Genomic DNA, 23,491 nt, shown 5'->3' on the forward strand with positions numbered 1-23,491 from the left:
GAAATCCTTTTCAAAAACTATTCCACAAATCTGTACCCGACTCCCCGCACAGTCTCTATCAAAATTTCTTTGCCCCTGTCCAATCCAATTTTTTGCCGCAAATGCCTGATATGAACATCCACTGTACGGCTGAATCCATGGTAGTCATAGCCCCAAATCTCCTCCAGCAAATGGTTGCGTGAAAAAACCCTTCCCGGGTTTGACGCCAGCAGCATTAACAGATCAAATTCTTTCGTGGTCAAAGTCTGCTTGACATCGTTTACGTAAACGGCATACTTCTGCGGATCAATCATTAAATGCCCGCGCACAATTTTTTGTTCCCGATCCGATTTTTCCTCGAACGCATCATTCTGCGCCCTGAGACGGGCTTTGACCCGGGCGACCAATTCCCTGGGACTGAAGGGTTTGGCAACATAGTCGTCAGCCCCCATTTCCAACCCCAGAACCTTGTCAAATTCCTCGCACCGGGCGCTGATCATCACAATAGGAATCTTTCGGGTTGCCTCGTTTTGACGCAGGTAGCGGCAGACTTCCAATCCGCTCATCCCGGGGAGCATCACATCCAAAATAATCAGGTCCGGTTTTACTTCCTTCACCAGTCTGATCGCTTCTTTTCCGGCCTGACAAGTCACAACGTTGAATCCATCCCGCTCCAGGTTATATTTGATCACTTCTAAAATCTCCGTTTCATCATCAACGACAAGAATTGTCATAGGGCACCCTCCTCCGACAACCCAAAATATTAATGATACTACTAGTATTACTAATATTGTCAATATTACTAGATTACTTTGCCACATAACCGGCTAAAATGCCGCCAATCATCCCTGCCGCCACAAAACCGACCATTCCGCCCAGCATCAGCAGCATAATCGGCTCCAAAGCAGCATTCAATCTCTTGATATAATTCTGTAAAATGGAGTAATGGATGTCCGCGATACGGCGCATGGCAGCATCCATCGTCCCCGTCTCTTCCCCAACCTTGACCATATTGCCGACCATGGGAGGAAAAAGCTCTTTTGCTTTGATCATGGACTCGGACAGGTTTTCCCCTAATAAGACCTTGCCGATAAACCGGTCGATTGCTCTGCGCACTACAGCGTTTTTATTAGTTTCCCGCACTGTGCGCAGGGATTCCACAATGGTCACGCCGCTGCTCATCAGTAAAAACATGGTTTTGGAGAACTGAACAATAATATTATACCTGATCACAATGCCAAATAAGGGAAGAAGCATTTTAGCATAGTCCAGATAATACTTTCCCCAGCGGGTACGGTACAGGATAAAAATCGCACCGACAAAAGAAGCAAGGCCAATCGCTATGGATTTTATGTGGGTTTGCGTATAATTGGTAATGGTGACCAGCAGTTTGGTGTTCCAGGGCATCTCCCCGCCCATCATTTCAATAAAGGGAATGATCTTGGGGATCACCCCCAGAACCATAAATCCCACCACGCCCAGCGTCGCCGTAAGCACAATGGCCGGGTAAATCAAAGCGGTAATGACTGCCGCCTTCAGGGTACCCTGTTCTTCTAAAAATTCCGTCACCTGTACAATGGACGTATCCAGCATACCGCTGACCTCTCCTATGCGCACCGTACTGCGTACCGTCAGGGGAAAAATTTTGGGATGCTTATCCATGGCCTCGCTCAGGGATTGCCCGCCTTCTACGGTGGTCTTGATGTCATTGAGCGTAAGTTTAAGTCGTTTGTTTTTGGCTTGCTCCGCCAATATGGCTAAACTGGGTACAATGGGTACGCCGGATTCCACCAGAGCAGCTAATTGTTTGAGCAAGATAATCAATTCCGATGTTTTTACGCTTCCCAACCGGGCCAGAAACCGGTTGACAGCCTGCAAAAAATCGTTCATTCCGGATCACCTACCGTTCTGTAGTCGCGCTAATCACCTCTTCCGCGGAGGTAAGCCCTTGCCGGAGCTTCAGGATTCCGTCCTCCCGCAGCGTCCGCATCTGATTGCTGATGGCATATTCCCTTAGGGAGTCCGGATCCGCTCCTTTGCCCACCAGTCTCTTGAACTCGGTATCCGCAACCAGCAGCTCATAAAGAGCAAGCCTGCCCCGGTATTTCGTGCTCCGGCACTTGGCGCAGCCGCTGCCGGTATAAAACACTTCCTTTTGCTCCGGATTGAGCCCGAGAATTTTCAGCTCGTCCGGGCCCGGCTCATAAGACCTCTTGCAGTGGGGACAAAGCCGCCGGACCAGCCGCTGGGCCAGCACCCCATGGATGGTGGAATTAACCAAAAAGGGTTCGCAGCCCATATCGATCAAACGGACCACCGCACTAATGGCATCATTGGTGTGCAGAGTCGACAAAACCATGTGCCCGGTCAGAGCAGAATGCAGCGCCAGTCTGGCTGTCTCTCCGTCCCTGATTTCTCCCACCATGATCACATCGGGATCCTGGCGCAAAATGACCTTCAAGGCGGTCTGAAAAGTGAATTTCTGGTCAATCTGGGTCTGCGTAATCCCCTTGATGTGACGCTCGATGGGATCCTCGACGGTCACCAGATTTAAGGTGTCCGTCAGCAAGTGATTCATCGCGGCGTAGAGGGTGGTGGTTTTCCCGCTGCCCGAGGGACCGCAGGTTAAAAATATGCCGTGGGGGTATTCCAAGATCTGGTGCATGGTAGCCAGCTGGTCCGGCTCGAAGCCCAGGTTTTCCAAATGCTGTAGCTTTTCCTGGGTAGCCTGGATGCGCAGGCACGCTTTCTCCCCGTAATAGCTGGGCATGATCGATACCCGGGCGGTCACCGGTATCAAATGATCTTCCTCCTGATACTGATAGTGCAGCCCTCCATCCTGGGGAGCCCGTCTTTCGGCAATATTCATGCCCGACATCACTTTAATGCGGGAAATCACCAAACTGATCATAGACGCCGGGAGCAATTCCATCGTTTTTAAAACGCCGTCAATGCGAAACCGGACTTTTAGGCCGTCCGGCTCCGGCTCCAAGTGAATATCGGAGGCCTCCAATGCGATCGCTTTATTTAGTATTTGCTCCACCACCCGTACCGTGTCAAGACTTCCCTGGATACTCTCGGAGATGGAGCTTTCCCAGGCCGGGGCTGCGCCGGCTTCTTCCCCGTGATAAACATTTTTCAGGGCCTGGGCCAGTTCTTCAGCGGACATCATCGCCACCCGCGGCTGTTTTCCCGTAACACGCCTCAGGTTCTCCCTGATCTGGGGAGAGAGGGGCCCGCCCGCTGCCACGATCAGCTCGTTTCCTTCCAGTCGTACCGGCACCACATTGATCCTCTTCGCCATATTCTCCGGAACCAGCGCTTTTGCCTGGGCATCCCCGTTAAAATCAGCCAGGGAAAGATAATCCAGGCCGTAAAACTCGGCCAGGAGGGGATGCAACCGATCCGGGGGAAGGATGCCCTGCCGCGCCAGCAGCATGGCCAGCTGAGCATCCGCCATGGTTTTTTGATTGTGCCGGATGGTTTTAGCCTGATCCTGGCTTAGGGCTCCCTGCTGGATTAAGAAATCTCCCAATCGTTGTTTTACCATCGATTAGTGGCTCCTTCTGGGCAATTTATGTGTATGTAAAGGAACATGCTTTTGGTTTTTTATTTCCTTTTCCGCACTGGCCAGACGGTCCTCAATCAAAGTAGCGCTTTTCGCTGATTGCAGGGCCGTGTCCCGGTCAATCAAGCCCGCCTGGTAAAGGTTCACCAAACACTGCTCCATCGTCTGCATGCCAAGTTTATTTCCTGTTTCAATCGCCATATAAATATGTTCCTGCTTTCCCATCCGGATCAGGTTGCTGATGGCCGGCGTCACCATCATCAATTCAGCGGCCAAAACCCGGCCGGGTTTATCCGCCCGTTTCAGCAGCTGCTGGGAAATTACCGCTTTTAGGGATACGGACAGCTGCTGCCGCACCTGCGCTTGTTCCTCCGGAGGAAAGACGCTGATCATCCGGGTCAGGGAGGAAGTGGCGTCCCGGGAGTGCAGGGTGGAAAACACCAGATGGCCTGTTTCCGCCGCCATAATCGCGGTCCGGATGGTATCCAGGTCCCGCATTTCCCCTACCAGCAGCACGTCCGGGTCGGCCCGCAGGGCGCCCCGCAAAGCGTCCGAGAAGGAAGGCACATCGGAATACACCTCCCTCTGGTTGATCAGGCTTTTTTTTCCATAATGCACATATTCGATAGGGTCTTCAATGGTAATGATATTATGGCTGAAGTTGGTATTGATCAGGTCGATGATGGCGGCCAGGGTGGTTGATTTTCCGCTTCCTGTAGCGCCTGTCACCAGGACCAGGCCCATTTTCAGTTCGGCTAAACTGGCCGCCGCCGGAGGGAGTCCTAAAGTATCCATCCCGGGGATGGTATCGGCCAATTTTCGTACGGCCCCCGAAAGCTGCATCTTCTGGTAATAGATATGGACGCGGTAGCGGCCGATTTCCGGGAAGCCCACGGCGCAATCCACCGACCGGTGCTCCTCCAGAAACTTCTGCTGCCCCGGGGTGAGCAGCTGAAAAAGGAGAAACTTTGTTTCCTCCGCGTTCAAAGGGGGAACTTCCAGGGGCACCAAGCCCCCGTTGGTCCTGAGCACAGGCGCGATATCGGTGCCGATGTGAATATCCGAAGAATCCTTTTCATTCGCTTCTCTCAACAACGCTTTGATCGACGTGCGTATGTCATCCATCGCTTAGTCTCCTTTATAGGCTTATTTCCAGCGCCATTTCAAATTCATCCTTGTTTGGCTCTGCCGACGCACTGCCGTCGGCTTGCTTCTTCTTATCGGCCTGGGCGGCAGAAACCTGCAGCTGATTGATCTGCACCAGCCAAAAAGCCTCCGACAAATCTTTCATAAATTGAACTATGCCGGCCTGGCTCCCCGTTAACACCAGGCTGTACTTATCCCAGGGGAAATAATTGGATGTGGTCGCAACGGGTTCCGTCTTTTTTTTGCTCGTCTTTGAGGTGGTTTTCTTGGTATCCTCGGCGGCTGCCCCGCCCGCTTCCAGCACCCGTTCCATAAACTCCAGTTTTTTCACGCTTAACTCGTTTTTCACAGCCAATTCGTTGAGCAACGCCATGGCCTTGGTAACTGTGGGCTGCTGGTTGGCTTTTTTGGTTTCCTGAAGATAACTGAGTTCCGACTCCAAGAGCCCTAAGTCCCCAGCCGCTTTTTTCACCCTGGCTTCCACCGGGCCGGGATCAGGCGGCGCACCCAACTGGGCAATTTCCCCCCGGGTGACGGTAATCTGCTGGCGCAGCTGGGCCAGATCCTTTTTGGCCGGATCATAAATAAAGGAAAGATAGACATAAAAACACACCGCCAGCAAAACTGCCCCCAACACGTATACTTCCATTTTTGTCAATTTGCGTCTTTTGATCACTTGCCTGCCTCCTTCAACGGCAAATCGGCCACCAATTCCCTGTTCATGACCAGCCTGATCCGGAACACGTATACCTGGATCACCCGGGTCTTGGGCGCGGTCTCCCCGGTATCGTCCAACCCTGTCTCTTCCCCGATCACATCCGGCTCCTCAGCGAACTCAGAATCTTCTTCCGGCGGAAGATCTTCCGGGACAATTTCCTCCCCTTCTTCCCCCATAATCACGCCCTCTTCTTCCCCAATCGTCATTTCCTCTTCCCCAATAATCAGGCCGGAAAAGTTGTCTTCGTACATCTCTTCTCCCGTAAGATCCTCTCCGCTTCCTTCCGGTTCAATTTTTTCTTTCCGGTCTTCCCGGACAATTTCTTCCACCTTGGCAAATTCCGACCACTCGGGCTGCTGCAAAGCCAGAGCCAGGTCATGCACGGAAGTGCTGCTCAGGCTCTCGCCGGCAATCAGGTATTGGTCGTCAGTATCCAGAAGCTGAATATTGACAAAATTCAGATCCTCCGGAGCGTCATCTTTCATGGCGGCCAGGGTGGTATAAAGCAGGCGGTCGTAATCCGGAATACGGTTTTTCAAAAACAGCAGCTTGGTCTTCACAAAAGTTTGTTTTTCATCTAAATCAGCCATTTCTTTCTCTGCAGTGTCTACCCGGGCAATTGCTGCTTTAATGCTGTCCCGCTCCTGGGTTAAGGTTTTCATTTCTTCCGCGGCGCTTTTAATCTGATATTTAATGAACCAGTAATGACCGCCAAAAAACAGGAAGAAGAAAAGCAATATTCCGGCGGGAATCAGATATATTTTATCGCCGTAGCGTTTCACCAGGGGCTGGGCGTCGCTGATACCGATATTCCGGCTGTTCCAGTTAGGGCACAAGAATTCTCGCAGGGCGGCCCCTACCGCTCCGGAGAATGCGCTCCCGGCCCACTGCTCCCCCTGAGCGGCCAAAGGAATACTGAGGAGATAGGGCTCCAATCCCAACCGTTCCTGAAGAAAGAGGCGCACGCCTTCCTCCCTTCCGCCGGACCCGGTAAGCACAAGCTGGCAGTCCTTCGCGTCCAGAGAATCCAAAAATTCATTGATTTCGGAGCCGGACCCTTCATCAGCCCTGGGATCATCCACGAAAGCGGGCAGGCTCAGGTCCAGCGTACGGTAGTCAGTGATCTTGCCCTTTTCCAGCCAGGCCGCCTTTAAGGCTTCCGGGCCCACGTCCAGGACCAGACGTTTTTTCCCCTTCTCCCCTTTATGCAGGTAAAGGGCCGCTACAGGAAAACAAACCTCGGCAGGGTAAATCCGCTTCAGTTTCAGACCCATATCCTCCGCCGTCTCCTTCACCGCCAGGTAAAAGGACTGGAGACAGCCGGTCACCCAAAAGCTGTCGTAGCCTTCTTCCTCACCCAGACGGCCCTTTTCCCAGCCGTTAAAGGTTTCCTCCGGCGCATAGCCGGTAAAAGCTTCACTCTCCCGGACCAGCGTTCCCTTTTTCTGAAAGAAGCCGCTTTTTTTCAGCACGGCTTTTTCCATGGGAACCTCGGTCAGCATCGCCTGAGGGGTCACCAGCACCAGGCTTTGGGGATAATTGGGGATCTGGGCCGTGATCATGGCCAGCTCATTCACACTGGGTGGTTCGTCTATTTCCGCCAGGCGCTTTATTTCATAGCAGTGGCTGACGCCGTAGCGACCCAAACCTTTCAAGGTCACTACGGCGCTGCGCATCACCTCGCCGTCAATTTCCAGGGCAAGTACAGAAAACATTCCTTCTATCAGCTCCGTTCAGAATGTCATGCTAAGGAAAATCCATGTATGGATGTGCATTTACTTGTTGATGGTAAGGATCACCGGCCGGCTTTCATCCTCTCCCGGTGCCAGCCTTCCTTGACCGTCCAGGTATACCCCGGAAAAAGCCATCCTCTTTCCCCTCGGCGGGTTTTCCGGGTTCTCCGGGTCTAGGGGATACTGCTGCCAGACTTCCGCCAGGCGGTAGCCTGCACATCCGCGTAAAAAAGTCAGGTGATATTGATTATAGAGCTCCGCTTCTGTGGGATTGCTGTATACTTCCCCGACAACGCTGACCGCTTTTATTTCCTCCAGTCCGTTTCCCGGGTGAAACCGTATGGCCATGTTGTCCCCTGCGCTGAGTTCCAGCGGTTCTCCCGTATTATTGACCAGCTTGACAAAAAGAGTCATGGTCTCCCGAACGTCCCAGTCGCTGCGCCGGATTTCCACGCCAGGCAGGTCGTCCCCTGTGTCAAATGCGCCGTCCGGTCCCGCGCTGGTCACAGTCAAAGCCTCGCCCGGATCCTGGTCGGGTATCTCCATGCCCCCGCGAGATACCAGGAATAGAAAGCGGAAAGGAGTTCCCCAGGCGTCCTTCAGCGTCTCCGCCTTTCCCGTACCGGAGGGGGGGGCAACATAAGGCCCCCGCCAGCCGAAACCAATACATCTGGAATCATCCTCGCCAAGCAGCGGATTTTTCCAGGGCTCCAGGGTATACTCCTCCTCCGAGGCGGTGCCGTCCCCATTGTCTATCACTTTCACTCCCGGCTGTCCCGTCCAAAGTCCCCGGGGCTGGCCCCCCAGGTAAACATCATCCCCCAGGGTGAACTTATCCTCTTCATTCTCTTCATCGACTAAATACCAATTGGATTCTCCATTGGATTCCTCTTCGGGTTCCTCTTCAGATTCTTCTTCGGATGCTGCATTGGATTCTTTTTTCCACCGGAAAAGGTCCGGCCAGGCGCCGTGATCCTGAATATATCCCCCGTACAACGGCCGTCCCGCAGCGTCGTAATACGCGTCTTTCCCCAGCAAGGCCTCACGGATCTTTTCCAGCTGCTGCTCTGTTTGATCTACCCTGGCATCGTCCGTCCATTCCCGGGGAGAAATTTTCAAAATCACATTATCCCTGTTATGGTCCAAACTTTCATCGTGCGCAGGCTGGGTGCTTTTCCTGTCCGGTCCTTCGCTGACGATATAGACGGTAACCCCGGCCACCCCCTGCGCGGTATAATTGCCTCCTGCGTTAACATAATAAAACGACAGCGCCCGTCCCCAGGCATCGGCCAGCTTCCCCTCCGTCTGCCGCATTTCATACTCCCGGTTCTCCCTTATTTCACTGTCCAGCACCGGGCCGGGAGTCCAGCGTAACCCCCCCACATTATCGGGAAGCTCATCCTTGGGATCGGAAAGGTATGGACCCCGCCAGCGGTCTCCCAATTCCACCGGCTGCTCGGAATTCTCCTGCTGATCGGGATCAGATGCCTTTTTTGACACTACTTTTTTCCACAGTCCCCGGGGCTGCCCCCGGCCCGCGGCAAAGTACTCGTTTTCCGGCAGCCCAAATTTATTTTCAAAAGCTATTTCAAAAGCCGTACTATTTTCAAAATCCTCCTCATTTAGGCTGACCCATTCCCAGGCTTCAAACACCATATCCCAGACGGAAGTATACAGTTCGGGAAGAGCGCCCATATCACCCGCATAACCTCCCACAATCCGGTACCCGTTGGCATCGAAAGCATCATGGCCAATCATCGCCGTACGAATCTCATCCAGCCGGTTCCGCGTATCTTTGACGCGCTGCATCTCTTCCAGCCTGCCCGCGGCCGGAACTGTCATCAGAAGAAACAGGCTCATCACGCCCAGCACGATAATGATTTCCAATAGAGTAAAACCTTGATTTGACCAATCCCGCACTCTTGTCACGACCGTCTTGCTCCTTTTCTGTAATCTGTTAATAGTTATTTTTCCCAGATAGTATATTTTTTCCAAAACGATATATTCGCCTAATATTAGCAAAATCCTTGTGCAAAAACATTAATTATGATATAATTAATTTTTTTAACATTGTATTAGCATTTCTCTATTATATTTAACAATTGTTGAATTGATTTAACAATCATGAAAAACATTTTCCCCACCCTGGCACGGGGAGCCGGGGTGGGGAAAATAGGAAGGGATTTCTTCCTTCCTATCCGGACGCTTTCCGCCTATTAAACTGGGACACTTCAAGCAGCCTTATTCGTTGGTATCCTCGATATTCCAGTTTCCTGTCAGCTCGGTGGGATACATATGGCCTTCGGGGCTCAGCACCAGGAACTGGTGGGACTGCTGCGCCTCGCCCACATTCACCGTAGTGGCTTCACCGGTATCGATTTCTCTTACATCAAGCGTGGTGGCGGCGACTCCCTCCCGGTCCACGGTAGCTTGCAGCCTGGGCAGTACCAGCATATAGTTGTTGTAAGCATACTGGTTGTTGGCTCCGCTCTCGGGGCTGACGGCGGTATTCTGGAGCTGGCCGCTGGTGACCAGTTCGTTTTCTTTGCCCAATCCGAGCACGATACGATAGGACAAGTCAGGATCGAGAATGTGCTGATCTGTCACCAAACTTGTATCCCAGTTGTCTCCCGTATCGGCGCCAGCGGCGACCATCAGCACGGCGACGCCGTCCGCCACCTCAACTTCTTCCAGATAGCTGCCCTCAGGGGTAAGGCCTTCGCCATTGTAATCCGCGTCCACTTGATTGGTCATGTTCCAGTTGCGTACGCGGGTGATGCCCAGATTTCTCAATTCCGTGACTTCCGTACCGCTCAGGTAGTGAATTTTAAGCGGCACCAGGGACTCGTCGTCATTGCCAAAAACAGAATTAAGCGCCTCTTTGCCGTTTGTGGCGTCTCCGTCGCTTACGCCCGGAACGTTATATTCGCCCTCAGCGGTGCGGATCACGAGGTTGGTCAGGTCGTTGGGCAAGCGGCCGGTCTTCTCGTTAAAGGTGGAGGTGGTGGTGGCAATTCTCTGCATATTGGTATCGTCGGTATTTTTGGTGGCGCCCGCAACTACACCGGCCAGCCGGGGAGCGATCATGGCCACGAGGAAGCCCATAATTGCGATGACGACGATCAGTTCAAGCAACGTAAAACCTTTGGAATCCTTCAGGATTCTTCTGCATTTCTGCATCAGCTTATTCACAAGTCTCACTCTCCTTTTTTCTTAAAAATTAATTACAGACCCGAGGTAACGATAGTGTCAAGGATCGCAGGAATTTTGGCCTTCAGGTTGGGCGTCAGGCCCACATAGTTGTTGTCCGTGGCAAATTTGTCTCCAAAGCCTTCTACAACAGCCCAGGTGACAAAGTCTTTCAGGACGAGCATGCTCTTCTTGTGGTCACTCAACTTCAGCGTGCTCGCTTCGTCCAGCGCAGGACGGGTAACAACAGTGTGTGTGCCGCTTAGATTGGTCCAGTCAGCTTTGGCCTTGCCGGCATTCTTTTCGGCGATAATCCAGGTAAAGGCAACAACCGGATAACCGGCCGGGTTGGTGGTGTCCACCGGATGTTTGTACAGGCTGGTGGCATTGGCACCGGCGGCCATAACCGTGCTGGTGGTGGGGAGAACGTAATTGCCCGCTCTGTTCTTGACCCGGTTGATTTCTACATTGCCCTGCGCATCGTTACCTGTTGTAACGTCACCGCGGGAAACATAACCGATCGCGTTGGTGGTGGCAACCGCCGTTTGCGATCCGGCAACTGTTGTAACCACAGTGCCGCCGCCTGAAACGCCGGTTTTTTTCGGGGCTGTCACGAGGTCCGCACCAGTCAGATCCGCTTGCGCTCCGTGGGTCCAGTTCTTGGGAGCGGCGGAAGCAAGCCAGGAGGTGAAGCAGTAGCTGGTTCCGCTGGCTTCCGCACGATAGACCACATTGATCGCCGCGCCGGGCAGATTTTTCGCCACAGCGGGGTTAATGGCTTTAATTCTGGCGTCGTTCCATTTGGTGATTTTTCCTTTATAGATGTCGGCGACGATGTCCGCCGTCAGGTTCAAGCGGGAGCTCCCGATGCCCTGGATATTGGTGATGATGGCCACGCCGCCCATCGCGGCGGGGATCATGGTATAGTTATTCATTTCAGCGGCGGGCAGGGGGTCGTCGGAGCCGGCCCAGTCGTTTGTTCTGCCCATTACACTGTCGATGCCAGCACCGGAACTAGTTTTTGCGTAGGTAGTTTGACCACCCACAATGTCCTTGGAAATCGCGAGATATTTGGTCACCCACGCATCTGCTTTTCCTTGATAGAGATTGTTGGGGAAGCTAGCGCCGCCGCTCTTAAAAGTGGTCTCCGCACCGGCGGCAATCTCCGGCAGGTCCCTGTCGTGGTCTGCTGTCCCATCCCACACATAGTCTTCTGCAGCCGTCTTATCCGCGATGGTGGCGGAATTCGTCCCCAGGGTTCCGCCCAGCAAACGGATGATATCCTGATAGGGCACATAAAGCGTAGCTGCGCCTTGCACCGTCCTGGTAACCGGCGCGATGCGCAGGGTCACTGTTCTCAGGGTGGGGCTCTCGGTGCCTACTCCGTTAGTGAGGTAAGCGTATTTGGTACCGGCGGACACAAACAGCCTCTGGTCACCGTAGGTAATTTCCATGGTGCCGCCGGTAATACTCTTAGGAGTGTTGTCAGGATTCTTTTCATAGTAAGCGCCTATGGCATCGGCCAAAGCCAAGGCTTTAACCATCACAACCTTGTTCACAGTAATGACATTGAGAGGCTGATCGTTGATATTTACGCTTTTAAGCGCAGCCGCATCGGCAACCGGCACAAAGATCATGAAAACCATTGCAAACAAAAGCATCTGGGCACAAATTTGTTTTAAATTTCTCTTTCGCATCGTTTTTTCTTTCCTCCTTAAAAATTACTTGTTTTTGTGTTCTTGGTTAATTTAAACCCGCCGTTGCATGTCTCCGCAAACCGAACGATGATCTTTTATCTTTCCCCGGCCCTTCACCTGCCCGTCCTCATCAAGAAGCCGCTTGTCCGGGAAGTCTTTCCCCCCTTTCCCATTTAACAAAAAGTAATTACGGTGCACCACCATGATCCCATGAAAGGGTTTCACGGTTTTCGTTCGTATTATAAAACCGGATTATAAAACTGGTTCGCAGTCTGTGTTAAAAATTGTAAAATGACGTGAGCTCTCCTGTTATTTTTTGTGTTTCATCCTGAAAGGGACCCTCATGCCAGTGCGGACAAGCATTATGGGGATTGTTTCGGCCTTCTGATGGGGTTAATTGTAAACTCTCATCACATTTTGTTATTTGTATGTAAAATCTATTTAACAAATAAATCATCCCGCCCAAGATCATGTATAATATATCAGAATGTATTCAGCAATTCTCGCAATAAAGAGCCAGGGCATATCACAAGGGAGGGAGCGGCAATCATATGTCGAGAGTAATGAGCAACCTGGAAAGCATAGAATTACAGAGGAATCAACTGTTGGATAACTTCCATGACACGGATTCTTCTGAAAAAGACGGCGCAGAAAAAAAGACTCCTTTCAAAAAAACAGAGTCTTTTTGGGAAAAGTTATGGAGCAGCAAGCGGGGAAAAGTATTATTTGCCTTCATCATCATCCTGGCAGGCGCCGCCGTTTTAGGCCTTTTTCCCATCATACACGCAAAAATACAGGCCCTGGGCCTGGAGGAAATCAGGAAAGCTTTTATTACGGCGGAAGAATCCGGGCGGAACTATTCACGCGGCCTGGCCGCTTTTCAGGAAAAGAAGTGGAGCGAGGCTATTTCCTCTTTTCAAAGTGTGATTGAAAAGGACGCGCATTACCCCGACGCCCAGGAAAAGCTGCAGCTGGCCCTCCTGTTTAAAGCCTCTGCGGCTAATTATGAAAAGGGAGAAAAAGCTGCGGCCGACAAAGACTGGCAGGGGGCGGAAAAATATTTCCGGGAAGTGTCGGCAAAGGATATCCATTACGCCGCCGCTCAAAACCGGCTGCAAACGGTACAGCTTATGATCGCTTCGGCGGAAAACTTCGCCAGGGGCCTGGAAATGTATCAAGCCCGTAACCTGGACGGGGCGCAGATTCTCTTGGAGCAGGTGGACCCCAATGACCAGCACTATCCCGAGGCGCAGGAAACGCTCCGGGAAATTGGTCAACTCCGGGTCGCCGCTTATTTGTCCAGCGCCAGGACCAGGATGGCGGCCGGTGATTTTTCGGGAGCCAGAGCCGATCTGCGGGAAGCCGATTATTATCAGCCAGGCTCTTCCTCTGTGGAAAGCCTGGGGGAAGAAATCGACGCCTTGGAACAGGCCTGGGTAATTGAGAGTTCCAAGGAAGAGGCTACGGTTTTTTCCTACGCGGATTTGAAGGAAAACGCCGATTATCTCGCCGGAGCAAAGATCAAACTGCGGGGCAGAGTGGCCGAGGTAAACGGTGCTTACTCCGTGATGCTGGTTGACATGACCTGCAAGAATAATGTCTGGCGGGACCGGGTGGCCGTATTTTATTACGGAGCCGATGAAATCAGCCCTAAGGATGTAATTACCATTTGGGGAAAAGTGCGGGGAAGCTTTGAATATCCTTCAGAGGCCGGCCCTGCCGTCACCATGCCATCCATCGGCGCAGAATATGTGGAATAACCGGACAGGGTGAGGTGTCCATGATGGGGATGCTGTTTTTCATGACAGGTTTGATCATCGGCAGTTTTCTCAACGTCTGCATTTACCGGATACCCAAGGAAGAATCGGTTTCTTTTCCGCCCAGCCATTGCGGAAGCTGCGGCGCTAATTTAAGGCCCCTTGACCTGATTCCGGTGATCAGCTTTTTGTTTTTAAGAAGGAAATGCCGCTATTGCGGAAGCAGGATTTCCTGGAGATACCCCGGGGTGGAGCTTCTCACCGGAGTGCTTTTCCTTTCTTTTTACCCCATATTCGGGGTTACGAAAACAGTAATCCCTTACTTGTTTTTCATTTCCCTTTTAGTGGTGATTTCCTTTATCGACCTGGACCATTATTACATACCGGACCGTTTGATCATTTTGGGTTTGACGGTCGGAACCGGGTTTCAATTGGGGATGCCTTTTATGAAACTTACCGAATCCTTGTTTGGTTTTTTCATGGGCGGCGGTATTTTATTGCTGATCGTATGGTTAAGCAGGGGGGGCATGGGAGGTGGTGATGTCAAGCTCTGTGCTTTGATCGGTTTTTTCCTGGGCCCCAGGTTATTTTTGGTAGGCTTTCTTCTTGCCGCGCTTTGCGCCGCAGCAGCGGGAATCTGTTTAATGGCGTCGAAAAGAAAAACCAGGAAAGACCCCGTTCCTTTCGGACCTTTTTTAGCGTTGGGAGCGTGGATGTCCCTTCTTGAGGGGAACAATCTGCTTGCTCTCTATGCACGTTATTTTTTCCCCAACTAGGAGGGAGCAGAGGGACGAATACCTTTATAAGATCCCCAGCCACCGGAAAATCGTCAGCATTATCAGCAATACCACAGATGAAATCAGGGCATACTTTCCGTTCCAGTAGGGGCCAACCCGCATGGGCGACTGTCCGGCTAAACCGGCGACGGCAATAATATTGGCCGAAGAAGGAGACATAATTACCCCCATGGACCAGCTGACGGCAAGAATCATTGCCATATAGGTGGGTGTCACTCCGTACTGAGCAGCTTTCACGGTTTCACCGATAATCGTAACGGTGACGATGGGATGAACGCCTAAAACGGCAAGGATGTGACTGAGGGAAACCACAACGATGCTAAAGAGGAGGATGTTGTTGCCGACAAGTAAAGAAAGGATCGAGGGCACATAATTTCCCAAATGGGAGTATGTGATGCTGGCAGCAAATAGTCCGGCCCCGACAAACAGGGTAATTTCATTTTTTAGGCCGGGAAGACAGGTGTGGAAATACTCTCCTTTAAATTCCCGGAAAAATACCGGTAAGCGTCCAATGAAGGTAAGCCAAATCACAGGGAAAATAACGGAGGCAATGGAAACAACAATCAGCGTAGACATCCCGGTGAAAAAGGATACCAGCCCAATCCCGGTGATCAGGGCACTCCCAAAAATGCATAATTCGATGACTTTATGATAATTGATTTCTCCGGACTGTTCCTGGGTTGCCCCGGGCAATACTTCCCCCGTTCCTATTTCTTCCGCCAACGTCACCGCGTATGCCCGGAGTGCTTTCTCACTTCTTTTTTCCTCAACTACCGTCATGATGTAGCCGATCAACCCGGCAATCATCCCGCTGAAGATGGCAAAAGGAAAAAAGAGATGCCATTTTGCTCCGGTCAATTGGATAATTAAGGCAATTGAGGCCGCAGTAGGCGCCCAGATGGTGCACGTAAAAAAGCCCCGGGAAATCGCCGAACAGAGCAGCTTCTTATTGGCGCTGAGATCACTTGCCTTGGCAATTTCATGGACCAGGGGAACAACGGCCAGGTTAACCAAGATACCGAGAAAAGCCGCAATAAAACTTACCAAAAGATAGAAGCGCCTGTTGTTATTCACATAGCGCCGGAAGAATCCCTGTAATGCCTCAAAATAGCCGCCATGCTGGATGGGTATTCTCAGTAAAGGTACCAGCGTAAACATCACAACCAAATACAGGTTCGCTTCCACAGCCTGTGCCCAGATACTTAATGGCGCATGGAAATAAAGAAGAAGCATGATACTCAAGGCAAACAAAAAATATCCGATGACCTTAGACGAGTCCGTAACCGCGATCAAGCTTAAGATGATTGCCAAAGCCGTAAGGATTAATATCAATTGATGGATCAGAACCGATTGAAACAACACATTACTCAGATAGGCAATGGCTATCACAAACGTAAGCTGACTCCGTATTCGTGTCAATAAATTTTCTATGTCTTTGAACACAATTCCGCCTCCATCTCACCCATTTAAAGTTATTGTCCGTTAAATAGGTGGCAGAAGGATACCAGCCAATCCGGCTTCGTTTTCTTGCTGGTCTGCTTATATGAATCACCCAATAAAATAAATTCTATCCCCCTTGTTAATACCTGTCAATGAGAATGTGTAAAATCAAGCAGGTCCCCTATGCTCTTTCCCTGTGATGCGAACCGGGAAAAACTGAATCAAGAAGGATTACCGGTACCATATCTCCCACCTGAATGGGAGGGTGGTCGGGAGAAAGGTCGATCAAAGCATTGCATCCCAAAAATGACCGCATCATACTTGGTTTTTGGCCCGGCAGAATCTCTACCGTCCATCCTGCCTGATCCCATTCCACATGTGCCCTGAGGAAGCTTCGCGCCATACTCTTTTTGGAGAAAGAACTCAAACTGCGCCCCTGAATTCTGGGCAGGACCGGACTAAGTCCCTGCATCATCCGCAGTACGGGGCAGGCAAAAAGTTCAAAACAGACCAAACAGGCGGCCGGGTTTCCCGAAAGCATAACCATAGGCTTACCTTCCCAAAGGGCAGCCCCTACATGGCCTCCGGGCTTTAATTGTACGCCGCTGAAAAGTTCTTGCGCGCCGATTTTTTCCAAAAACCCTTGCCCTTCCGAACGATTTCCGGCAAAAGTCCCCCCGGTTGTAAACACAAGGTCCGACTGGTGAAAAATTTCCTCCAGAGTGGGCCGCATTTCGTCAATTTTCTTGGCTCCCAGCACTTCAAGGGCGGTTACCTGACCCCTCTCCCTGAGCACAAGGGAGGTTAAAAGAGGGCCGTTGCTGTCCCGGGTTTCTCCTGGTTTTGGCACCCCATCGTAGGGGATAATGCCTGATCCGATACTGATGATCAAAACCTTCGGACGACGGAGTACCGATACCTTGCTAATCCCAAAGGCTGCCAATAAACCGACTAATCCGGCGGCGAGACAGGTACCCCGGGGGACCAGCAGGTCCCCGCTTTTAAAGTCCTCCCCCCCTTTTTTTATGTTGCTGCCCGGAATAACCTCTGTGGGAATAAAGGACTTGTTTTCCAACAAAGTACCATGCTCCCATTGCACAACGGCTTCCGTTCCCTGGGGCAATAGGCCCCCCGTACCTACATGAACCGCCTCTCCTGCCTGAAGGATAAAAGGTTTGTCCGGGTCACAGGAATATGGTTCCACCACTTGAAAGCCGCCCTTATGATCCAACCCGCATAGGGCAAAGCCGTCAAAGGCAGCTTGACGGGCAATGGGCAGATCATGTAAAGCATAAAGATCTTCTGCTGTAATACGTCCTAAGGCATCTAATATCGGTACTTCTTCACAGGACACCTGCTTGACAGCACGCACCAATATTTCTTGAGCTCTCTCACATGTGATTTTTTTCATCATCAGATATTTACCCATCCTTTCTATTTTTAACGGCCCTTATTTGATATCCTGGCCTGTCTTTGTAAGCAAGCGCTCACGGTAATATTCCCTTCCTTCGGGCTCCTCTAAATTTTATTTTTCCCAGAAAACTTATGTATGAAAAAATCTCCAACCGAAGTTGGAGACCATAGAGAGACATGTTTATTAAGCGTATGGAAAAATACACTTCATAAACAGGTTCAGCAATCCTACTTCTTTCCAACCACGGGAGGCAAACCCGTTTCCAGGTTTACCCAACGGCTTTTGGCCCTGGCATTTTGCTGTAGGCCCAAAAAGCTCGAAGTCTGCTTGTAAATTTTCAAACAAATTAACCAGTTTCTTTCAGTGTAAACAAAAATAGACCATCAAACAATATCTTTTTTTTTACATTTGTTGAAAATCTTTTGAATTTTTGAAATGTTCACGAGCGCACAAGCTTTTCCCATTGAAGCGAGTCCTTAATTCAGATGGAGATTCTTTTACCCCATCTGAATTTTGACGCAAGTTCTTAACTTGCTAAGTGGTTTTCTTAGCAAGTTTTAGAACTGCTAATACAGCGTGAGAACTGCAAATGCATGACTTAGTTGGTGTTTGACTCCCGAGGCGGGAGACTTACGCCAAGTTAGTCAGGTGAAAATAAAAACAAAAAATCCTTTCCCATGCATATTTTCATGAGAAGGGACTCTTTGCTGGTAAATCATTCTACTGATGCCAAACCTGCCCTGGATTCCCGGCCGGCTTTTTCACCCGCGCCTTATTCTTCCTCCATAAAGCTATATCCGTATTTTTTAGGCGGGTTTAAATTTTCTTTAATTGTTCTTGGGTTGATCCAGCGGTAAAGATTCAGCTTGCTGCCGGCCTTATCGTTGGTTCCCGAAGCCCGGGAGCCGCCGAAAGGCTGCTGCCCAACAACAGCTCCTGTCGGTTTATCATTGATATAAAAATTACTGGCGGCATGGTTCAATTGTTTTTCTAAATTGCAGACCACCCTGCGATCACGGGCGAAGACCGCTCCGGTAAGCCCATAGGGAGATGTCTCGGTGCACTGGGCAACAGTCTTTTCAAATTCCTGATCCGGATAGACATATACCGTTAAAACCGGGCCGAAAATCTCTTCCTCCATGGTTCTAAATCGGGGATTGGTGGTTACGATCACGGTTGGTCTAATGAAATACCCTTCCCGGTCATCAGATTGACCCCCGCAAAGAATTTCGGCCTCCGGGGATTCCTGGGCATAATCAATAAAAGAACGAATCGACCGGAAGGCATTCCCATCGATGACGGCACTCATGAAATTGGAGAAATTCTCTACATCGCCCATTTTGATGGAAGCTACGTCATCCAAGAGCCTTTCCTTGACCGAGGGCCAAATGCTCTGGGGGATGTATGCCCGAGAAGCCGCGGAGCATTTCTGGCCCTGGTACTCAAACGCTCCTCTCACCAGCCCGGTCGCTAGGGCACCCACATCAGCCGAGTCATGGGCCAAGACAAAGTTCTTTCCCCCTGTTTCACCTACAATCCTGGGATAAGCTTTATACTGCCTCAAATTCCCAGCGACTTTCCGCCAGATATCGCCAAACACCTGGGTTGATCCGGTAAAATGGATGCCGGCCAAAGCGGGATCATCCAGCACCATATTTCCTACCTTGCTCCCGGATCCGGGCACAAAATTAATCACGCCGTCGGGCAACCCTGCTTCTTGCAATAACTTCATCACAAAATAGTTGGAATAGACTGCGGTCGAGGCCGGTTTCCATACGACTGTATTTCCCACAATCGCGGGCGCTGTGGGCAGATTGCCGCCGATAGCGGTAAAATTAAAAGGCGTGACGGCAAAAACGAACCCTTCTAAAGGCCGATATTGTAAACGGTTCCAGGAATCTTGGGTGGAGTTTGGCTGTTCCTCAATAATTTGGGACAGGTAATAGGCATTAAAGCGCAAAAAGTCGATTAATTCACATGCCGAATCAATTTCTGCCTGATGGGCCGTTTTACTTTGGCCCAGCATGGTGGCAGCATTTAAGGTACTCCGCCAAGGACCGGAGAGCAGTTCCGCTGCTCTTAGAAAGACGGATGCTCTGTGTTCCCAGGGCATTCTCTCCCATTCATCCTTCGCCTGATGCGCTGCCTCAATCGCCATCGTGATTTCTTTCTCTCCCGCCATGTGGTATTTGGCAAGAATATGATCTTTTTTGTGGGGAATGATGCATTCCCCCATCTTTCCCGTTCTGACTTCCTTTCCGCCGATGATCAGCGGGATCTCGATTTCCCTTTTTTGCAGTTCCTGTAATTTCTTTTTCAGTTCCGCTTTTTCCGGACTGCCTGGCCCATAAGAGAGTAATCCTTCGTTCTGTGGTTGTCTCATCGCAGAAATTGCATTAAACATCATCAATCCTCCCCATTATTTGTATCTTTTTTAGGAAATATATTTTGCGCCCCACCATCCATATATGCTTAAAAGGCTCAACATCCTTGTTATTGTTAATAAATCTGCTTTTTATCTGCTTACCCCTTTTCAAAGCCGGCAGAAAAATCCGGAACCTTAATACGAATTGTCAGGAACCTCATTCAGATTCACAAATATATTCTTTTTTTGTGAATAAAGGTCTAGGGCTTGCTTGTGAACTTCCCGGCCATACCCTGAATCTTTATACCCCCCAAAAGAGGATCCGGGAGGAACAGGGCCAAACTCATTGACCCAGACGGTACCGGCCTGAATACCCCGGGCCACCCGGATCGCCCGGTTGATGTCCTGTGTCCAAACCCCTCCGGCCAGGCCATACCGGGAGTCATTGGCCAGGGCAATCACTTCTTCTTCATCATGAAATTTAATCACAACCAGGACAGGTCCAAAGATCTCTTCTTGCGCAATTCTCATTCTGTTGTCCACATCAATAAAAAGGGTAGGGGCCAGGAAAAATCCCTTTCCATAATCTCCCTCTGTGAGCCGGGTTCCCCCAAAAGCCAGGCGGGCTCCTTCCTGCTTGCCAATTTCGACATAATCCAAATTCTTTTGCAATTGGGCGCCGTCAATGACAGGTCCCATTTTGGTATCCGGATCCAATCCGTTCCCCACTTTGACCAATTTAAATTTCGCAATCAGGCCGTCCACAAATTTTTCATAAATGGCTTCATGGACAAAGGCCCTGGACCCGGCAGAACACACTTGTCCCTGGTTAAATAAAATTCCGGCACAAGTCCCGATTAAGGCCCGCTCAAATTGACAATCAGGAAAAATAATATTGGCCGATTTTCCTCCCAGTTCCAAGGTTGAGGGAATTAATTTTCTTCCGGCAACTTCGCCCATACGCATGCCAATTTCCGTGGAACCCGTGAAAGCAATTTTTCTGATTCTCGGATGGTTAATTAGTGCCTCTCCTACTAATTTGCCACTTCCCGTGACAATGTTTATCACCCCGGGCGGGATGATGTCTTTTATTAATCTGGCCATTTCCAAAATAGACAGGCTCGTATTACTGGCAGGCTTAATAACGGTACAATTGCCCGCCGCTAAAGCAGGGGCTAACTTCCAGCCGGCCATGGACAGGGGATAATTCCATGGAATGATTTGGGCAACAACCCCTAAAGGCTCTCTCGTAAGGATAGAAAAGCAATTTGGGTCGTATTGGATATACCCCCCTTCTTCAGCAAGCAGGCAACCGGCAAAATATCTGAATTGATCAACGACATCGCTTACGTCAAAAAGTGACTCCCCAATGGGTTTCCCATTATCAAGGGTTTCAATGGTAGCCAGAAATGTGGCGTTTTTTTCAATTTCATCTGCTGCCTTGTTCAAGATCGTCGCTTTTTCCTTATTGGATCTTTTACTCCAATCCTGATAAGCATCCCAAGCAGCATTAACAGCCCTGTCCACATCCTCCCCGGTTCCGGAAGCCACATCTGCTAGTTTTTCTTGATTCGCCGGGTTCACAGCAGGAAATACTTTGGATGAGATGGACGGAACAAATTGTCCCCCGATAAACATCCCATACTCTTTTTGTAATCCAATTTCATGAACAGTCATAGGTTTCCTCCTCCCGCCGCCTTTTGGCATTTTGTACGCAACATGATCATTTGTTATTTAAATCACAAATAATTCACCACTCCTTTCTCCTTTTGGATCTAAGATTATTTTCCTTTCAGCAAAAGCAAAGAGATCGTTAACTGCCGTTATATTCAGATAAATATAACGTGGTCTTAAAAAAAACTGCCAGAAGCAGGAATAATTTTACATTATATGCGTGAAAAGATAGTATCTGTTACCAAAAGAATATCATCCGCAACTATACCTGTAAAGTACTTTTTTCTCTCTCATAAATAGCAAATCATCCTCTTGTGTGCGCATGAAAAGTGCCTGACCAGACGACCATTTTTGTTGTCATTATAGAATACTACTGGGCCTTTTTTAATCAAGGCCCAGTTTGTTTGATCCTTTATCCGCCAATAACTCTAAATACCCCCATCAATAAATACACCGGCACATCTTATCCTTCTTTAATTATTGAAGGTAAATTTTTCGGATAATATTTTTAATTCATCTGCCGTCTTGGACAAAACTTCGACAGCGGCACTGACTTCTTCCATGGCAGCTGTCTGTTCTTCGGAGCTGGCGGCGATATTCTGAATAGCACCGCTGATTTCACCGGACGCCGAACTAACCCCTTCGATCTGGTCCACCAGTTCCGTCATAGCAGTCTCAATCCGTTTAAAACTGTTTTCTGCTTCCCCAACAATATTTAATCCGTCTTTGATGCCATGGGTACTTACTTCCATCGCTGCAACGGCGCTTTGAGAAGTTTTTTGCACACTGTCAATTAAATGACGGATTTCACCGGCAGCTGTACGGGATTGTTCCGCCAGCTTTCTCACCTCTTCAGCCACTACGGCAAATCCGCGGCCCTGGTCTCCTGCCCGGGCAGCTTCAATCGCCGCATTAAGGGACAACAGATTTGTCTGATCCGCAATATCGGTGATCACATCGATAATTTGATTAATTTGATTCGATTGCTGGGCCAGTTCTACGACAACTCCAGAAACATCATTATTGGTGCGATTAATTGCATCCATTTGTTTCATAACCCGAGTGATGCTTTCATTTCCTTCGTTAGCTACAGTCATGGCGTGTTCGGCTTTCTGAGACACTTTCCGGGTCCTTACCGATACATCCTCTATAGTAGCTGCTACTTCTCCAATCGTCGAAGCATTCTCTGTCGCCCCGGCAGTTGTTTGCATGGCCTGCGTACTTAATTGACCGGCAGACGTTGCAACGGTTGCAATGCTTTTGTTAATATTCCCCATGACATCACTTAAGTAGTCGAGCATAAGATTAACGCCTTTTATGACTTTTCCCATTTCGTCGTTACGGTCAAAATTAAGCACTACTCTTTCGTTCAGTTGACCATTCTGCACTTTATCCAGCACGGCAAGTGTGCGCTTGAGCGGATCTCCCAGCCCTGCTCCCATGATACACCAATAAATAATACCCCATAAAACAGAAACCCCAATAATGATTAAATCTAATCCTGATAAACTTCCGGAGTAGCCTAAAGGCACCAGGGAAGCATAGGCAATCGGCGCATGGAAGTTCCGGAAAAAGGCCTTTATGGGACCTCCGTATGTGCCTAAGACAGCAGATAAAGCAGGAACAAGAACGGCAATACCCAAAAGAAGCGTTTTGTCTGCGCTCCAACCACTCTTATAGAGTATAATCGGCACCATCGTTACCAGCGCATTCATGTAAATCGCAGGATACAGGAATTTAACAGTAAATTTGGCATTTACGAAGCAATGTCCCTGAATCTTGGTTTTTGCTACTATGTCCGGTTGGTACGTATAATTTTGCATCATCATTCCCCCTAGACTGGTATTAATTTCATCGACTTATATTGTCACATTTCGACATTATTGCCAGAATTCCTTTAGCATTGGGGAAAGTTGGAGAGGGCTTTAATCATCAAAATTATCATTGGCTCAGAAGAGGGCTGCCATCTTATCCTTTTTCTTTTTTACCGGCAAAAACTCCGGCTTCAGGAATG

The 23,491-nt window shown here is 49.9% G+C and carries 16 protein-coding genes and 1 riboswitch; of the genes, 2 read left to right on the forward strand and 14 right to left on the reverse strand.

Annotated features, from left to right (window positions below):
• Nucleotides 1–17: 17 nt before the first annotated feature.
• From DCMF_RS08355 to DCMF_RS08395, 9 genes are all read right to left on the reverse strand, one after another.
• Nucleotides 18–713, reverse strand: coding sequence for a response regulator (locus tag DCMF_RS08355; RefSeq protein ID WP_148134005.1), 696 nt, complete (start codon nt 711–713; stop codon nt 18–20).
• A 73-nt stretch (nt 714–786) separates the two neighbouring features.
• On the reverse strand, nt 787–1,869 hold the full coding sequence (locus DCMF_RS08360; RefSeq protein WP_148134006.1) for a type II secretion system F family protein: 1,083 nt from the start codon (nt 1,867–1,869) through the stop codon (nt 787–789).
• Between the two features lie 10 nt (nt 1,870–1,879).
• Entirely contained in the window at nt 1,880–3,529 is a 1,650-nt protein-coding gene (locus DCMF_RS08365; protein ID WP_148134007.1) for a GspE/PulE family protein, read from the reverse strand.
• A gap of 3 nt (nt 3,530–3,532) precedes the next feature.
• A complete protein-coding gene (locus tag DCMF_RS08370) occupies nt 3,533–4,672 on the reverse strand; it encodes a type IV pilus twitching motility protein PilT (RefSeq protein WP_148134008.1) in 1,140 nt (379 codons plus the stop codon).
• 13 nt (nt 4,673–4,685) lie between these two features.
• On the reverse strand, nt 4,686–5,369 hold the full coding sequence (locus tag DCMF_RS08375) for a hypothetical protein (RefSeq protein WP_148134009.1): 684 nt from the start codon (nt 5,367–5,369) through the stop codon (nt 4,686–4,688).
• On the reverse strand, nt 5,366–7,126 hold the full coding sequence (locus DCMF_RS08380; protein WP_148134010.1) for a hypothetical protein: 1,761 nt from the start codon (nt 7,124–7,126) through the stop codon (nt 5,366–5,368). Before DCMF_RS08380 ends, DCMF_RS08375 begins: the two co-directional genes overlap by 4 nt.
• A 60-nt stretch (nt 7,127–7,186) precedes the next feature.
• The gene (locus DCMF_RS08385; RefSeq protein ID WP_214659194.1) at nt 7,187–9,073 is read right to left on the reverse strand and encodes a type II secretion system protein; all 1,887 of its coding nucleotides are present in this window, start codon (nt 9,071–9,073) and stop codon (nt 7,187–7,189) included.
• A 312-nt stretch (nt 9,074–9,385) separates the two neighbouring features.
• Nucleotides 9,386–10,336, reverse strand: a complete 951-nt coding sequence (locus DCMF_RS08390; protein WP_214659195.1) for a type II secretion system protein — start codon at nt 10,334–10,336, stop codon at nt 9,386–9,388.
• A 32-nt stretch (nt 10,337–10,368) separates the two neighbouring features.
• The gene (locus tag DCMF_RS08395; RefSeq protein ID WP_148134012.1) at nt 10,369–12,030 is read right to left on the reverse strand and encodes a substrate-binding domain-containing protein; all 1,662 of its coding nucleotides are present in this window, start codon (nt 12,028–12,030) and stop codon (nt 10,369–10,371) included.
• A gap of 551 nt (nt 12,031–12,581) precedes the next feature.
• On the opposite strand from DCMF_RS08395, the gene DCMF_RS08400 reads away from it, so the two are divergent.
• Both DCMF_RS08400 and DCMF_RS08405 read left to right on the forward strand, forming a co-directional pair.
• Nucleotides 12,582–13,790 carry a hypothetical protein gene (locus DCMF_RS08400; RefSeq protein ID WP_148134013.1) on the forward strand — a complete coding sequence of 403 codons (1,209 nt, stop codon included), beginning with the start codon at nt 12,582–12,584 and terminating at the stop codon, nt 13,788–13,790.
• A 20-nt stretch (nt 13,791–13,810) separates the two neighbouring features.
• Nucleotides 13,811–14,563: a prepilin peptidase gene (locus DCMF_RS08405; protein ID WP_148134014.1), complete on the forward strand. Its 753-nt coding sequence runs from the start codon at nt 13,811–13,813 to the stop codon at nt 14,561–14,563.
• Between the two features lie 24 nt (nt 14,564–14,587).
• Here the strand turns inward: DCMF_RS08405 and DCMF_RS08410 are convergent, their stop codons facing one another.
• The 5 genes from DCMF_RS08410 to DCMF_RS08430 form a co-directional block, all read right to left on the reverse strand.
• A complete protein-coding gene (locus DCMF_RS08410; RefSeq protein ID WP_236860222.1) occupies nt 14,588–16,027 on the reverse strand; it encodes a C4-dicarboxylate ABC transporter in 1,440 nt (479 codons plus the stop codon).
• Between the two features lie 178 nt (nt 16,028–16,205).
• Nucleotides 16,206–17,438, reverse strand: coding sequence for a molybdopterin molybdotransferase MoeA (locus tag DCMF_RS08415; RefSeq protein WP_214659196.1), 1,233 nt, complete (start codon nt 17,436–17,438; stop codon nt 16,206–16,208).
• 214 nt (nt 17,439–17,652) lie between these two features.
• Nucleotides 17,653–17,772, reverse strand: a riboswitch (molybdenum cofactor riboswitch).
• Between the two features lie 438 nt (nt 17,773–18,210).
• Nucleotides 18,211–19,845, reverse strand: a complete 1,635-nt coding sequence (gene pruA / locus DCMF_RS08420; protein ID WP_335582396.1) for an L-glutamate gamma-semialdehyde dehydrogenase — start codon at nt 19,843–19,845, stop codon at nt 18,211–18,213.
• A 153-nt stretch (nt 19,846–19,998) separates the two neighbouring features.
• Nucleotides 19,999–21,480 (reverse strand): aldehyde dehydrogenase family protein, encoded by a 1,482-nt coding sequence (locus DCMF_RS08425; protein ID WP_148134016.1) that lies wholly within the window; start codon nt 21,478–21,480, stop codon nt 19,999–20,001.
• Between the two features lie 470 nt (nt 21,481–21,950).
• Nucleotides 21,951–23,306 carry a methyl-accepting chemotaxis protein gene (locus tag DCMF_RS08430; RefSeq protein ID WP_148134017.1) on the reverse strand — a complete coding sequence of 452 codons (1,356 nt, stop codon included), beginning with the start codon at nt 23,304–23,306 and terminating at the stop codon, nt 21,951–21,953.
• Nucleotides 23,307–23,491: the final 185 nt, after the last annotated feature.

Origin of the sequence: Candidatus Formimonas warabiya (assembly GCF_002777255.1) — a bacterium.
Classification (GTDB): domain Bacteria; phylum Bacillota; class Dehalobacteriia; order Dehalobacteriales; family Dehalobacteriaceae; genus Formimonas; species Formimonas warabiya.

Coding starts and splice junctions, on each gene's coding strand:
- DCMF_RS08355 (WP_148134005.1), bottom strand. CDS start 713: ATGACAATTCTTGTCGTTGATGATGAAACGGAGATTTTAGAAGTGATC.
- DCMF_RS08360 (WP_148134006.1), bottom strand. CDS start 1,869: ATGAACGATTTTTTGCAGGCTGTCAACCGGTTTCTGGCCCGGTTGGGA.
- DCMF_RS08365 (WP_148134007.1), bottom strand. CDS start 3,529: ATGGTAAAACAACGATTGGGAGATTTCTTAATCCAGCAGGGAGCCCTA.
- DCMF_RS08370 (WP_148134008.1), bottom strand. CDS start 4,672: ATGGATGACATACGCACGTCGATCAAAGCGTTGTTGAGAGAAGCGAAT.
- DCMF_RS08380 (WP_148134010.1), bottom strand. CDS start 7,126: ATGTTTTCTGTACTTGCCCTGGAAATTGACGGCGAGGTGATGCGCAGC.
- DCMF_RS08395 (WP_148134012.1), bottom strand. CDS start 12,030: ATGCGAAAGAGAAATTTAAAACAAATTTGTGCCCAGATGCTTTTGTTT.
- DCMF_RS08400 (WP_148134013.1), top strand. CDS start 12,582: ATGTCGAGAGTAATGAGCAACCTGGAAAGCATAGAATTACAGAGGAAT.
- DCMF_RS08405 (WP_148134014.1), top strand. CDS start 13,811: ATGATGGGGATGCTGTTTTTCATGACAGGTTTGATCATCGGCAGTTTT.
- DCMF_RS08415 (WP_214659196.1), bottom strand. CDS start 17,438: ATGATGAAAAAAATCACATGTGAGAGAGCTCAAGAAATATTGGTGCGT.
- pruA (WP_335582396.1), bottom strand. CDS start 19,845: ATGATGTTTAATGCAATTTCTGCGATGAGACAACCACAGAACGAAGGA.
- DCMF_RS08425 (WP_148134016.1), bottom strand. CDS start 21,480: ATGACTGTTCATGAAATTGGATTACAAAAAGAGTATGGGATGTTTATC.
- DCMF_RS08430 (WP_148134017.1), bottom strand. CDS start 23,306: ATGATGATGCAAAATTATACGTACCAACCGGACATAGTAGCAAAAACC.